Below are 14077 nucleotides of genomic sequence, written 5' to 3'. Positions count from 1 at the left end.
ATTTTTTGCCGCTCCCGCAGGAACTGAATTTTTGGCTCTCCACTAATCAGAAAACATCGTAATAGTGGAGATGAGTATGTTTTCTGCAGTGGGTCAGGCAAACCGCGTTCAGCCCGTAGCGGTAAGCGGGAGCGCAAGAATCCATCCCGATATCGTCATCAAGCCGCCGAAGAGCGACCCCGTTCAGGCGCTGGCAAACCTGTTTCGTGATAATAAACTTGCCTATCTTGGTGACGTACACGGCCAGCACTTCATTCCCGATTTTGTCGGGCAGGCTATCCCCGAGTTGAAAAAGGCCGGGGTGGATTTACTTGCCGTTGAGTTTGTGAAATACAGCGAAAATGCGCTGTTCCGCGAGGCGCTCGCCGGTGGCAAAGAGGCGATTAAAAACTTCATTATGAATGCCTGGTCGAAACATGGAGAAGCCTGGGTGGATAAAGTCGCTGGTGCGCTTTATGAGGCGCATAAGGCTGGGATTGCCGTAGCCGGTATCGATCGCCATATCCCCGGTGCGGCACCTAAAACGCCGATGGAAGCCATCAAATATATGAACAAGCGGCTGGCGCTGAATATTGCGTGGAATGCCGCTGCGGAAAAAGAAGAACGCGCGATTGGCGCCCGCAAAACGCTGGTCTGGGGCGGCGGCGGGCACTTCCACCACAGCCGCGAGCAGGGCCCAAAAGATATGCGTCCCGGCCCGGTGATTTCGTTTAACGCGGCCGATAAGGCTACCGGCTGTGCGCTGAACGATAAAGACGACAACAGCCATCTGGTGATTAATTATCAGAAATAAACAGGTGAGCCAGGCGCTGCTTTATTCGCCAATGCCAGAAAAAATATACCATTTTTTCCCGAAGGACTTATCCTGAATGGAGCGGAGCGGTTCTCAGATGTGCTGGGGCCGCTCCAGTCATTCCTGAAGGATAAAACATGGCTTCTACACATATTGGGTTCCCGACCGAAACGGTGGCGGTATTTCTTGCGCTGTCGGTCGGTGCCATTTTCATTGACCTCTTCATGCATCGCAAAGATAAACCGATTTCGCTGAAAAGCGCCGCATCGTGGTCGGTATTCTGGGTGGCGATAGCCATGCTATTTGCCGCATTTCTTTATGTTCATCACGGGGCAGAAGTGGCCAGCCTGTTTATTACCGGCTACGCGCTTGAGAAGGTGTTGTCGGTCGATAACCTGTTCGTGATGATGGCGATTTTTGCCTGGTTCGGCATTCCGGACCGCTACCGGCATCGCGTGCTTTACTGGGGCGTGATTGGTGCGATTGTCTTCAGGGGCATTTTTGTCGCGATTGGCACCGGCCTGCTGGCGCTCGGTCCTTATGTCGAAATTGTGTTTGCCCTGGTGGTGGCCTGGACGGCGGTCATGATGCTGAAAGGGGATGGCGACGATGAAGAAGTTGAAGACTATTCTCAGCATCTGGCCTACCGCATGGTAAAACGCTTTTTCCCTATCTGGCCAAAGCTTGCCGGGCGCGCATTTCTGCTGAACCAGAAGGAAGTGGATCGGGAGCTTGAGAAGCCGGAAAACCACGCGATAACCGTTGGGCGGGTGAAGAAAGCGGCTCTGTACGCAACGCCGCTGATGCTGTGCGTGGCGGTAGTTGAGCTGTCGGACGTTATGTTTGCCTTTGACTCCGTGCCGGCGATTATTGCCGTCAGCCGCGAGCCGCTGATTGTCTATAGTGCGATGATGTTTGCCATCCTCGGCCTTCGTACTCTCTACTTCGTACTCGAAGCGCTAAAACAGTATCTGGTGCATCTGGAAAAGGCGGTAATAGTGCTGCTGTTCTTTATTGCGGCCAAACTAGGCCTTAACGCCAGCGACCATATCTGGCACCACGGTTACAGCATTTCTGCCGCCGCAAGCCTGTATGTAGTGCTGGGCGTGCTGGCGGTTGGAATTGTGCTGAGCGTGATGTTCCCCGCAAAAGTGGAGTCCAGCGGCAGTAAACATTAATCCCGCTAAGGATGCCTTCGGGCGAAGGCATCCCGGATTATCACCTAGCTATGGCGGTCCAGGCGTAATCTCTCGATAGGCGAGCTGCGGCGGGACCAGGAGCGGTGGAAATGCCTCCAGTGGTAATCTCTTGCCGCGGTAAGTAATTCATAGTCGCCGCGTGAATCACCCCAGGCCCGCAGATGAAGCTGATTCAGCGGGCCATAGACCTGTTCAAGGCGCTGAATTTTTTGGTCGCAGCGGCAGTTGTGGCCGTTAATTCGGCCAGTTAAGACGCCGTCAACTACTTCAAGCTGAGTACCGATAAGCTTAACGCCAAGCCGGTCTGAGAAAGGGCGCAAAACTATAGCCGGGGAAGCAGAGCACAGCGTCACTTCCGCGCCGGAACGCAGCTCGGAGGCTACCGCCATTAGCCCGCGCGGGCGCATCATTCTTTCAAAGTTTTTCGCGCAGAAAGCTTCGGCTTTATCTTTGACCCACTGCTCATTTACGCCGGTTAAAAAGGTACTGATTAGCACCTCTTTTAATTCATCCCGGGTGAGCTTCCGGCGCAGGCACTTCAGCGTCGGCAGCACCATACGCATCATCTTGCGCGCAAAGGTTTTACGGCCAAAGGCAAACCGCAGGAACGGGACGAAGCTGTCGCTATGGGTCAAAGTGCCGTCAAAATCAAAGACCGACAGTACGCCCGGCGAAGGATCATTCATAACAACCATAAATTCCCAAATTTCCCTTTTATCTGTACGTCGCGAGGGGATCTTGCGAACGATGGGTAAATTATAAACTTTTAAATCCCGCTACGGAAATCGCGGTGAGATGTGATAGGGTAGAGCAATGAACGAAAAATACACCCCCCTGATGATTAGCATTAAGCGTTGGTGGCTGTCTCTTTAGAGGCGGCAAGATTTCGTTTACATCTTTCTAATAGCCGCCGGAAGGCGGCTATTTCGTTTTACAGGTTCGCCCTCCGGCAAGATTTATCAGCCTCAGGAGGCATCCATGACCTTTTCAAACTCAGCACAGCAAACCATTCTTACCGGCGACCGCCCAACAGGCCAGCTGCACTTAGGGCATTACGTCGGCTCGCTGCGCCAGCGCGTTCAGCTTCAGCATGAACACCAGCAATACATCCTGGTGGCTGACCTTCAGGGGCTAACCGATAACGGCAGCAGGCCGGAAAAAGTTGCCGGGAATATTTTTGAAGTGATGGCGGATTATCTGGCTGTAGGCATCGATCCTGCAAAAACGACTATCTGCCTGCAATCTTCTTTGCCCGCGCTTGCCGAACTCACCATGCTGTATATGAACATCGTTACCGTGGCCCGCGTGGAGCGCAACCCGACGGTAAAAAGCGAAATTGCTCAAAAGGGATTCGCCCGCTCTTTGCCCGCCGGTTTTCTGGTATACCCGATAAGCCAGGCAGCGGATATCACCGCATTCAAAGCGGGCCTGGTGCCGGTTGGTGACGATCAGCTACCGATGATTGAACAGACCAATGAAATTGTGCACAAGATGAATAGCCTCGCTGGCGAACCTATTCTGCACAGCTGTAAAGCACTGCTCGGCCAGGTAAGCCGCCTGCCGGGCGTTGACGGCAATGCCAAAATGTCGAAGTCGTTGGGTAATACGCTAACGCTTTCCGCCAGCGAGGAGCAGATCCACCAGGCCGTAAGCGCGATGTTCACCGACCCGGAACACCTTCGGGTCAGCGATCCCGGCAAAATTGACGGCAACGTGGTATTCACTTATCTGGATGCTTTCCACGAAGACAAAGATAAAGTGGCGGCCATGAAGGAGCACTACCAGCGCGGCGGCCTGGGCGACCGACAGTGTAAAAATGAGCTAGAAATTTGTCTGCAAGCTTTGCTGGCTCCCATCCGTGAAAAACGGCTCCGTTTTATCGAAGATAAAGCCTACCTTAGCGAAATCCTTAAAGCCGGGAGCGAAAAGGCGCGGGCGGTTACCCAGCAAACGGCAGATGAAGTGAAGCGCGCGCTTGGCCTCCCGGTGCTGTTTTAACGGCGGAAGGGTGAATAGAGACTTACTCAGATGGGCAATTATGGATTACCATTATTGCGAAACTTTCGCGAACATTCACAGGGACAGCCCATCAGATGCGTTATTCAGCCGCAGCACTTCTTCCGATCCTGGTTCTACTTTCGGCCTGTAGCAGCAAACCAAAAGAGAGCACGCAGCAGCAAACTAGCGGCACTCCGTCAGGCGGTTTCCTGTTGCAGCCGCAGCATGACGTGTTTATGCAAACCGGCGACTTTGCCAACAACCCGGAAGCGGAGAAATTCATCGAGAAAATGGTGAATAAGCACGGGTTCGACAGGCGTCAGCTGCACGAGGTGCTGTCCCAGGCTAAGCGGCTGGACTATGTGCTGCGTCTGATGGATCAGCAGGCGCCGACCACCGCGCCTCCGGCTGGCCCAAATGGTGCCTGGCTGCGCTATCGGGCTAAATTTATCACCCCGGATAACGTGCAAAACGGCGTGAAGTTCTGGAACCAGTACGAGTCAGCGCTGAACCGCGCTTATCAAGTTTACGGCGTGCCTCCTGAAATCATTGTTGGCATTATCGGCGTTGAGACCCGCTGGGGCCGCGTAATGGGTAAAACCCGCATTGTTGATGCTCTTGCTACGTTGGCCTTTGCCTACCCGCGTCGCGCTCAGTATTTTGCCGGTGAGCTGGAAACCTTCCTGCTGATGGCGCGTAACGAAGGCGACGATCCGCTGGCGCTTAAAGGCTCCTTCGCCGGAGCAATGGGCTACGGCCAGTTTATGCCTTCCTCGTTTAAAGAGTATGCGGTGGACTTCAACGGCGACGGACACGTTAACCTGTGGGATCCTGAAGACGCCATCGGTAGCGTGGCCAACTACTTCAAAGCGCACGGTTGGGAAAAGGGCGATATGGTCGCCGTTCCGGCTAACGGGCAGGTGCCGGGGCTGGCAAACGGCTTTAATACTAAATATTCCGTCTCTGCGCTTGCGCAGTCCGGCTTAAGCCCGCAAGGCTCGCTGGGGAATCATCAGGAAGTTAGCCTGCTGCGTCTGGATATGGGCGATCGCTACCAGTATTGGTACGGCCTGCCAAATTTCTACGCAATTACCCGCTATAACCACAGCACCCATTACGCCATGGCGGTTTGGCAACTGGGGCAGTCCGTGGCGCTGGCTCGAGTCAAATAATCACTCCGGCTCGCCTCTTCCCAGGCGGGCCTTTTTATCTCTTCCCTTCGCGTTTTCTTTCTCCCGGTTGAAGCTTTGTTTACCCCGAGTTCAGCATTGGCAATTTACATCCTGCTTGCACTGATTTATGTTATGTTATAACAAATCATTTTTGGGTGTTGGTATGTCTGCTGTTGCTCCCTCTTCATTATTGAGTCTCTCCGGAGTATTGCGCTTAGCGCTGGTAGCGCTGCTGATCCTCGGCCTGTGGGGCGCCATTCACTGGGCGATTATCCTGCCATGATCGAATTGAAAGACCTTGAGCTGGGCTACCATGGCAACGTGGTGGTCTCCTCTGTTAACGGCACTTTTCAGCGCGGCAGCATGACCGCGGTGATCGGCGCCAACGGCTGCGGCAAGTCCACGCTGCTGAAAACGCTGGCCGGACTGCTGCCGCCCGTCTCCGGTAGCGTTAAGTTTCAGGACGGCTTTCGGCCGCGTATCGCCTGGTTACCTCAACTGGGGGAAATGGACAGGCAGTTTCCCGTCACGGTTTACGATGTGGTGTGTATGGGCAGCTGGCCCGGCCGTGGCCTCTTTTCCGGGCTGAACCGCAGGCATCGAGAACGCGTGATGGAGGCTATTGAGCGCGTTGGGTTAAGCGAACTTTATCAGCGCCCTATTGAAGTGCTTTCCGGCGGTCAGTTTCAGCGCATGCTGTTCGCTCGCCTGTTGATGCAGGATGCCCCTCTGATCCTGCTGGATGAACCCTTTACCGGCGTGGATGCCCAGACCAGCGAATTCCTGATGGAGCTGATGTGCCAGATGCATCACGACGGGCAAACGCTTATCTGCGTGCTGCACGACAATGAGCTGGTGCGCCGCCATTTCCCTGACGTACTGCTGCTTACCGCAGACGGTTATCAATGGGGCAACGCCGCTGAGGCGCTGGCTCAGTACGCTTCCATTCGCCCGCGCCTGGTGCAGACCGCATGATTTATCACATTTTTATTGAACCGTTCGTCGCCTATGGCTTTATGCGACGCGCGCTGGTTGCCTGCCTGTCGCTCTCTCTTAGCACCGTTCCGCTGGGCATATTCTTGCTGTTGCGCCGTATGAGCCTGGTGGGCGATGCGCTCTCACACGCCATTTTGCCCGGCGTCGCGGTTGGCTACCTGGTTGCGGGCATGTCTTTAGTGGCGATGGGCGTCGGCGGCTTTGTTGCCGGGGTGCTGGTTGCCTTGCTTTCCGGCTGGGTCAGCTCGCGTACGCCGCTTAAAGAAGATGCCAGCTTCGCGGGCTTTTATCTTGGCTCGCTGGCGCTTGGCGTCACGCTTATCTCGCTACGCGGCTCCAGCGTCGACCTGCTGCATCTGCTGTTTGGCTCGATACTGGCGGTGGATGGAGAGGCGACGAAGTTTGTCGGCCTGATAGCCAGCGTTACGCTGGTCGCGCTCGCGTTTCTTTATCGTGGGCTGGTGCTGGAGTCGTTCGACCGCAGCTTTTTGCAGGTCAATAACAGGCGGCTGCCTTCGCTTATCCACGGCACTTTTCTTGCGCTACTGGTGCTCAATCTGGTGGCGGGATTCCAAATCCTCGGCACTTTAATGTCCGTCGGCCTGATGATGCTGCCCGCCATCGCGGCTCGCTGCTGGGCGAAGACGCTGCCGGGATCGATTGGTCTGGCTGTGGTGTGCGGTTTGCTCTGCGCCTGGCTGGGGCTGGTGTGGTCATTTTATGCCTCGCTGCCGGCAGGCCCGGCGATCGTGCTTACCGCCAGCGTCGCATTCTTTATCTCAATACTTTTCGGACCGCGCAGCGTGCTTGCAGGGAGCCTGCTGCGTAGGAAATTGGCAATCATAAAGGGGGTTAAATGAAACGTTTAGGGATTGGTATCGCGCTGGCTATGGCGCTTTCCAGCCAGATGGCTGCGGCAAAAACGCTGAATGTGGTGGCAAGTTTCACCGTGCTGGCGGATATGGCAAAACAGGTTGGCGGTGAGCATGTAAAAGTCACCAGTCTGGTAGGGCCGGACGGCGACCCGCACAGCTTCGAGCCTTCACCAAAAGACAGCGTGGCGCTGCGGAACGCCGATGTCGTTATCGTTAGCGGGCTGGGAATGGAAGGGTGGATGGACCGCCTGGTGACGGCATCCGGCTATAAAGGCAAAGTTATCGTTGCTTCTGAGGGAATCAATACCCGCAGCATGGAAGAGGACGGTAAATCAATTACCGATCCGCACGCCTGGAACAGCGCGGCAAACGGCGCGGTTTACGCTGAAAACATCGCGGCTGCATTGATTGCCGCTGACCCGGAAGATGCTGCTGCTTTGCGCAAAAGCGGCGACAGTTATGCCGGGCGTCTCAAAGAGCTGGATAGCTGGGCGAAAAAACGCTTTGCCGGTATTCCACAATCTCACCGTAAAGTGCTGACCAGCCATGATGCATTTGGTTACTTCGGGCAGGCTTATGGCGTCAGCTTCCTTGCGCCTGTTGGCTTCTCAACCGAGGCTCAGGCGAGCGCCAGCGACGTCGCTTCTTTGATTAAGCAACTGAAAGAAGAACATATTTCTACCTACTTCATTGAAAATCAGACCGACCCGCGCCTGGTCAAACAAATTGCCAGCGCCACGGGGGCTAAACCCGGCGGCGAGCTTTACCCGGAAGCGCTTTCCGGCCCGAATGGCCCGGCAAGCAGTTACGAAAAGGCGTTTAAGCACAACGTTGACACGCTTGCCAACAGCATGAAGTAACCGCGTTTTTCGGCCAGCGCCTGCTGGCCGTTTCATTTATGGAATCCCTCTCGCGTATCCTGATGTAATCCCCCGCAAAGCCCGTAAAGTGCTATCGTGTTGTCTGATGATGTGTCTACAATCGGAGCCAGCATGACAGACAGCGCATTGTTTGAGCTAAGTAAACAGGTAGGGAAAGCTCTCGGGCAGCTTGGCGCTACGCTCACCACCGCAGAATCCTGCACCGGCGGTTGGATAGCTAAAGTGATTACCGACGTGCCGGGCAGTTCGGCCTGGTTTGAACGCGGTTTTGTCACCTATAGCAATGAAGCTAAACAGCAGCTGATAGGCGTAAGCCCCCAGACGCTGGAAGCTTATGGAGCCGTCAGTGAAGGAGTGGTTCGCGAGATGGCGCAGGGCGTGCTCGCGGCAGCGCAGGCTGATTATGCCGTTTCCGTCAGCGGTATTGCCGGGCCGGACGGCGGCAGTGAAGAAAAACCGGTGGGCACCGTGTGGTTTGGCTTTGCCAGCAGGCAGGGAGCAACCATAGCGAAGGTGCAGCGCTTTGACGGCGACCGCGAAGCGGTGCGTCGGCAGGCAACGGAATTCGCCTTGCAGATCCTGTGGGACGATTTTCTAAAAAATAAACTTGATACTGTATGACCATACAGTATAATTGCCTCAACAAAACAGAATTGAGAACGCGGCGTTGCGACTTATCGCATCACTCTGCATGACAGGAGTAGAAATGGCTATCGACGAAAACAAACAGAAGGCGTTAGCGGCAGCACTTGGCCAAATTGAAAAACAATTTGGTAAAGGCTCCATCATGCGTCTGGGTGAAGACCGTTCTATGGACGTAGAAACGATCTCTACCGGCTCCCTTTCTCTGGACATTGCTCTGGGCGCGGGCGGCCTGCCAATGGGCCGTATCGTAGAAATCTACGGGCCGGAATCCTCAGGTAAAACGACCCTGACTCTGCAGGTTATTGCCGCCGCACAGCGCAGCGGGAAAACCTGTGCGTTTATCGACGCAGAGCACGCTCTGGACCCGGTGTATGCCAAAAAGCTGGGCGTTGATATCGACAACCTGCTCTGCTCCCAGCCGGATACCGGCGAACAGGCTCTGGAAATCTGTGACGCGCTGGCCCGCTCCGGTGCGGTTGACGTTATTATCGTTGACTCCGTTGCGGCGCTGACGCCAAAAGCGGAAATCGAAGGTGAAATTGGTGACTCTCACATGGGCCTCGCGGCACGTATGATGAGCCAGGCAATGCGTAAGCTGGCGGGTAACCTGAAGCAGTCCAATACGCTGCTTATCTTCATCAACCAGATTCGTATGAAAATTGGCGTGATGTTCGGTAACCCGGAAACCACGACCGGCGGTAACGCGCTGAAATTCTACGCCTCTGTGCGTCTTGATATCCGTCGCATCGGCGCGGTGAAAGATGGCGATAATGTCATCGGCAGCGAAACCCGCGTTAAAGTGGTGAAAAACAAAATCGCCGCACCGTTTAAACAGGCTGAATTCCAGATCCTCTACGGCGAAGGCATTAACTTCTACGGCGAGCTGGTTGATCTTGGCGTGAAGCACAAGCTGATTGAAAAAGCAGGTGCATGGTACAGCTATAACGGCGAAAAAATCGGTCAGGGTAAGGCAAATGCCAGCAACTTCCTGAAAGAGAACAAGCCGATGGCGGAAGAAATTGAGAAGAAACTGCGCGAAACGTTGCTGAATAATCAGGACGGAACGCCGGACTTCACGGTGGATGACCATGACGCAAACGCGGTCGAAACCAACGAAGACTTCTAAATAACACAAAGGGCTGCTACCGCAGCCCTTTATGCTTTCTGACGCTAATCTCTGCCATGTTGCCCTATGCCTGATAATACTTCCTCTCCTCGCCGCAGCCCTTTCGCCCGCCTTCTCGATAAGGCCACCCGCATACTTGCCATGCGCGATCATAGCGAGCATGAACTGCGCCGCAAACTCACCACGCCTTCGGCTTTTGCGGCAAAGTTCGCCCGTGAGGACGAGCCTGAAGTTTCGCAGGAAGATATCGAGAAGGTCATTGCCTGGTGCTATGAGCACCGCTGGCTGGACGATGCGCAGTTTGCGTCACGGTTTATTGCCAGCCGTGGCCGTAAAGGTTACGGACCTCAGCGTATCCGCCAGGAGCTGAAGCAAAAGGGGATCGACAGAGCAACGGGCGAAGCGGCGATGATGGCGTGTGAAATTGACTGGCTGCCGCTGGCGCGCGATATAGCCGAACGTAAGTTTGGCTCTCCGCTGCCAACGGAGTGGCAGGCCAGAGCTAAAGTACAGCGTTTTCTGCTCTATCGTGGCTTCTTTATGGAAGACATTCAGGAGATCTGGCGAAATTTTGCTGATTAGGGCAACACTGGATTTTACTTCCCTCGCCAGAAAACTTATCTTATTCCCACTTTTTTCCAGGTAAGCTGCACTGAACGGCCTGCATTACGGCTGTCATGGCAGCTTTACAACTCTTCGTTAGCTTGATTTCAGGATAATTATGAGCAAGAGCACCGCTGAGATCCGTCAGGCGTTTCTCGATTTTTTCCAAAGTAAAGGCCACCAGGTTGTAGCGAGCAGCTCCCTGGTTCCGAATAACGATCCGACTTTGCTGTTTACCAACGCCGGGATGAACCAGTTCAAGGATGTTTTCCTGGGTCTCGACAAGCGTAATTATTCCCGCGCCACTACGTCTCAGCGTTGTGTTCGCGCCGGTGGTAAGCATAACGATCTGGAAAACGTCGGTTACACCGCGCGTCACCATACTTTCTTCGAAATGCTGGGCAACTTCAGCTTCGGCGACTACTTCAAACACGATGCGATTAATTTTGCCTGGGAATTACTGACCGGGGAAAACTGGTTTAATCTGCCGAAAGATCGCCTGTGGGTGACCGTCTACGAAACCGATGACGAAGCCTATGAAATCTGGGAAAAAGAAGTTGGCGTCCCGCGCGAGCGCATTATTCGCATTGGCGATAATAAAGGTGCAGCGTACGCATCAGACAACTTCTGGCAGATGGGTGACACCGGCCCTTGTGGTCCGTGTACCGAGATTTTCTTCGACCATGGCGATCACATCTGGGGCGGCCCTCCGGGAAGCCCTGAAGAAGACGGCGACCGCTATATTGAGATCTGGAACATCGTATTCATGCAGTTCAACCGTCAGGTTGACGGCACTATGCTGCCGCTGCCAAAACCATCCGTAGATACCGGGATGGGGCTGGAGCGTATTGCCGCCGTGTTGCAGCACGTTAACTCCAACTACGACATTGACCTGTTCAAAACGCTTATCGAGTCCGTAGCAAAAGTGACCGGTGCGACCGATTTGTCGAACAAGTCTCTGCGCGTTATCGCCGACCACATCCGCTCCTGCGCGTTTCTGATTGCCGACGGCGTTACGCCGTCTAACGAAAACCGTGGCTACGTATTGCGCCGTATCATTCGTCGCGCAATTCGCCATGGCAACATGCTGGGCGCGAAAGATACCTTCTTCTATAAGCTGGTTGGCCCTCTGATTCAGGTCATGGGTTCTGCGGGTGAAGAGCTGGCAAAACAGCAGGCGCTGGTTGAGCAGGTTCTGAAAACCGAAGAAGAGCAGTTCGCCCGTACCCTCGAGCGTGGTCTTGCGCTGCTGGATGACGAACTGGCAAAACTGAAGGGCGACACGCTGGACGGCGAAACTGCCTTCCGCCTGTACGACACCTATGGTTTCCCGGTGGACTTAACCGCTGACGTTTGCCGCGAGCGCAATATCAAAGTTGACGAAGCTGGTTTTGAAGTCGCTATGGAAGAGCAGCGCCGCCGCGCGCGCGAGTCCAGCGGCTTTGGCGCGGACTACAACAGCATGATCCGCGTAGACTCTGCTTCTGAATTTAAAGGCTACGATAGCCTCGATCTTAACGCCAAAGTCACCGCGCTGTTCGTTGACGGTAAATCCGTTGAGCAAATCACCGCCGGTCAGGAAGCCGTTGTCGTACTGAACGAAACGCCGTTCTACGGCGAGTCCGGCGGCCAGGTTGGCGATAAAGGCACTGTAAAAGGTTCCGGCGTCGACTTCGCGGTTGAGGATACTCAAAAATACGGCCAGGCGATTGGTCACCTCGGCAAGCTGGTTTCCGGCGTGCTGAAAGTGGGCGACAGCGTAGAGGCTAAAGTTGACGAAGCCCGCCGTGCCCGTATCCGCCTGAATCACTCCGCAACGCACCTGCTGCACGCCGCGCTGCGTGAAGTTCTGGGCACTCATGTTGCTCAGAAAGGCTCACTGGTTAACGACAAAGGCCTGCGCTTCGACTTCTCTCACTTTGAGGGAATGAAGCCCGCTGAAATTCGCGCCGTTGAAGATATCGTCAACGCACAGATTCGCCGTAACCTGCCTATCGAAACCAACGTAATGGATCTCGAAGCGGCGAAAGCAAAAGGCGCTATGGCGCTGTTTGGCGAGAAATATGACGACCATGTTCGTGTGTTGAGCATGGGCGATTTCTCTACCGAACTGTGCGGCGGCACCCATGCTTCTCGTACCGGTGATATCGGCCTGTTCCGCATCGTTGCTGAGTCTGGCACTGCGGCAGGCGTTCGCCGTATTGAAGCGGTAACCGGCGAAGGCGCACTGGCTAATCTCCATGCGCAGAGCGACCAGCTGCATGATATTGCTCAACTGTTGAAGGGCGACAGCCAAAACCTGAACGAGAAAGTGCGTTCGGTCCTGGAGCGCACCCGCCAACTGGAGAAAGAGCTGCAACAGCTGAAAGAACAGCAGGCTTCGCAGGAGAGTGCAAACCTCTCCAGCAAAGCGGTTGAAGTAAAAGGCGTTAAATTACTGGTAAGCGAGCTGAGCAACGTTGAACCTAAGATGTTGCGTACCATGGTCGATGACCTGAAAAACCAGCTCGGCTCAGCCGTGATTGTTCTGGCTACTGTGGCAGAAGGGAAAGTGTCTCTGATTGCTGGTGTCTCCAAAGATGTTACCGACCGCGTTAAGGCCGGGGAGCTTGTGGGGATGGTTGCGCAGCAGGTTGGCGGCAAAGGGGGAGGTCGTCCCGACATGGCTCAGGCCGGTGGCACAGACGCGGCGGCTCTGCCGGGCGCGCTGGCCGGCGTTGAAGCCTGGGTGACGGCAAAACTCTGAAAATAACTAAAAGTGTCATGGCGCCATAACCGATATCGGTTATGGCGTACTCACATTTACACACTATCAATAATGATAAAGTCAGGTTGAAGTTGAGTTGATCGGCTAAACTTAGATATAACAGAGTGTAATGCTGTGACGGCGTACATTTTATGTATTTGTCATCGCTTACGTTTTCGCGTTATATGATGGATAATGCCGGGATACAGAGAGACCCGACTCTTTTAATCTTTCAAGGAGCAAAGAATGTTAATTCTGACTCGTCGAGTTGGTGAGACCCTTATGATTGGGGATGAGGTGACCGTGACTGTACTTGGGGTCAAAGGCAACCAGGTCCGTATTGGTGTTAACGCCCCTAAAGAAGTCTCTGTGCACCGCGAAGAGATCTACCAGCGTATCCAGGCTGAAAAATCCCAACAAACGAATTTCTAAAGACATCGCGTCTCGCTTAACCACAGCGAGGCGCAGCTTTTCTCCCGCTTTTCCTTCCGAACGCCAATGACTCCCTTTATTGCCGCGAACCGCACGATGATTCTGTGTGTTTGCTGCCGTTTGCCTGTTGATAAAACACTCTTTTTGTCTCCAAATTACGCGAATCGAATGTGATTTGTGCAATCGATAGCGAGTCGGGAAAAATTGTTTGACTTATAAGTCCCAGAAAGTAATATGTGCGCCACGCAGCGGCGAGAAGCTCTAACGAGTAACTTGAAGCACTCGCAAGAGGCGTGTGTGGTGAGGTGGCCGAGAGGCTGAAGGCGCTCCCCTGCTAAGGGAGTATGCGGTCAAAAGCTGCATCCGGGGTTCGAATCCCCGCCTCACCGCCATTTTGCATCCGTAGCTCAGCTGGATAGAGTACTCGGCTACGAACCGAGCGGTCGGAGGTTCGAATCCTCCCGGATGCACCATTTCCCCCGCGTCACTAGCAATGACGGTGTGACAGAGAAAGTTAATTTCTCAGCCAGCACCAGGGCGGATAACGCTGCTTCAGCAGCGGCCCTTAAGGGCAAGCCTTCGGCGAGTAATCCTCCCGAATGCACCATCTT

The 14077-nt window shown here is 54.4% G+C and carries 13 protein-coding genes and 2 tRNA genes; 14 read left to right on the top strand and 1 reads right to left on the bottom strand.

The window, feature by feature from the left end; genetic code table 11:
* The first annotated feature begins 76 nt into the window (after positions 1-76).
* Both HMPREF0201_RS16900 and HMPREF0201_RS16895 read left to right on the top strand, forming a co-directional pair.
* The gene (locus HMPREF0201_RS16900; protein ID WP_115586335.1) at positions 77-793 is read left to right on the top strand and encodes a Type III secretion system effector HopBA1; all 717 of its coding nucleotides are present in this window, start codon (positions 77-79) and stop codon (positions 791-793) included.
* A 137-nt stretch (positions 794-930) separates the two neighbouring features.
* Entirely contained in the window at positions 931-1971 is a 1041-nt protein-coding gene (locus HMPREF0201_RS16895; protein WP_016537983.1) for a TerC/Alx family metal homeostasis membrane protein, read from the top strand.
* A 44-nt stretch (positions 1972-2015) separates the two neighbouring features.
* Here the strand turns inward: HMPREF0201_RS16895 and HMPREF0201_RS16890 are convergent, their stop codons facing one another.
* Entirely contained in the window at positions 2016-2687 is a 672-nt protein-coding gene (locus HMPREF0201_RS16890; RefSeq protein WP_016537982.1) for an HAD family hydrolase, read from the bottom strand.
* 283 nt (positions 2688-2970) lie between these two features.
* Between HMPREF0201_RS16890 and trpS the strand changes: the two genes are divergently transcribed.
* From trpS to HMPREF0201_RS16830, 12 genes are all read left to right on the top strand, one after another.
* Complete coding sequence (gene trpS, locus HMPREF0201_RS16885; protein ID WP_016537981.1) at positions 2971-3990, top strand: tryptophan--tRNA ligase; 1020 nt, start codon at positions 2971-2973, stop codon at positions 3988-3990.
* Between the two features lie 95 nt (positions 3991-4085).
* Positions 4086-5162, top strand: coding sequence for a lytic murein transglycosylase B (gene mltB, locus HMPREF0201_RS16880; RefSeq protein WP_016537980.1), 1077 nt, complete (start codon positions 4086-4088; stop codon positions 5160-5162).
* Between the two features lie 279 nt (positions 5163-5441).
* A complete protein-coding gene (locus HMPREF0201_RS16875) occupies positions 5442-6137 on the top strand; it encodes a metal ABC transporter ATP-binding protein (protein WP_016537978.1) in 696 nt (231 codons plus the stop codon).
* Entirely contained in the window at positions 6134-7018 is an 885-nt protein-coding gene (locus HMPREF0201_RS16870; RefSeq protein ID WP_016537977.1) for a metal ABC transporter permease, read from the top strand. Before HMPREF0201_RS16875 ends, HMPREF0201_RS16870 begins: the two co-directional genes overlap by 4 nt.
* On the top strand, positions 7015-7893 hold the full coding sequence (locus HMPREF0201_RS16865) for a metal ABC transporter substrate-binding protein (protein WP_016537976.1): 879 nt from the start codon (positions 7015-7017) through the stop codon (positions 7891-7893). Before HMPREF0201_RS16870 ends, HMPREF0201_RS16865 begins: the two co-directional genes overlap by 4 nt.
* A gap of 132 nt (positions 7894-8025) precedes the next feature.
* The gene (gene pncC, locus HMPREF0201_RS16860) at positions 8026-8535 is read left to right on the top strand and encodes a nicotinamide-nucleotide amidase (RefSeq protein ID WP_016537975.1); all 510 of its coding nucleotides are present in this window, start codon (positions 8026-8028) and stop codon (positions 8533-8535) included.
* Between the two features lie 85 nt (positions 8536-8620).
* On the top strand, positions 8621-9685 hold the full coding sequence (gene recA / locus HMPREF0201_RS16855) for a recombinase RecA (RefSeq protein ID WP_039898731.1): 1065 nt from the start codon (positions 8621-8623) through the stop codon (positions 9683-9685).
* Positions 9686-9751: 66 nt separating this feature from the next.
* Positions 9752-10267, top strand: a complete 516-nt coding sequence (locus HMPREF0201_RS16850) for a regulatory protein RecX (RefSeq protein ID WP_016537973.1) — start codon at positions 9752-9754, stop codon at positions 10265-10267.
* Positions 10268-10406: 139 nt separating this feature from the next.
* Complete coding sequence (gene alaS, locus HMPREF0201_RS16845) at positions 10407-13034, top strand: alanine--tRNA ligase (protein WP_039898728.1); 2628 nt, start codon at positions 10407-10409, stop codon at positions 13032-13034.
* A 246-nt stretch (positions 13035-13280) separates the two neighbouring features.
* On the top strand, positions 13281-13466 hold the full coding sequence (csrA, locus tag HMPREF0201_RS16840; RefSeq protein ID WP_008458257.1) for a carbon storage regulator CsrA: 186 nt from the start codon (positions 13281-13283) through the stop codon (positions 13464-13466).
* 299 nt (positions 13467-13765) lie between these two features.
* Positions 13766-13858 (top strand) — tRNA-Ser (locus HMPREF0201_RS16835).
* A gap of 4 nt (positions 13859-13862) precedes the next feature.
* Positions 13863-13939: transfer RNA gene (locus tag HMPREF0201_RS16830), tRNA-Arg, on the top strand.
* Positions 13940-14077: the final 138 nt, after the last annotated feature.

Source organism: Cedecea davisae DSM 4568, from assembly GCF_000412335.2.
GTDB classification, from domain to species: domain Bacteria; phylum Pseudomonadota; class Gammaproteobacteria; order Enterobacterales; family Enterobacteriaceae; genus Cedecea; species Cedecea davisae.
Note: the sequence above shows the minus strand (reverse complement) of the source record. Positions and strands in the feature narration are given on the sequence as shown.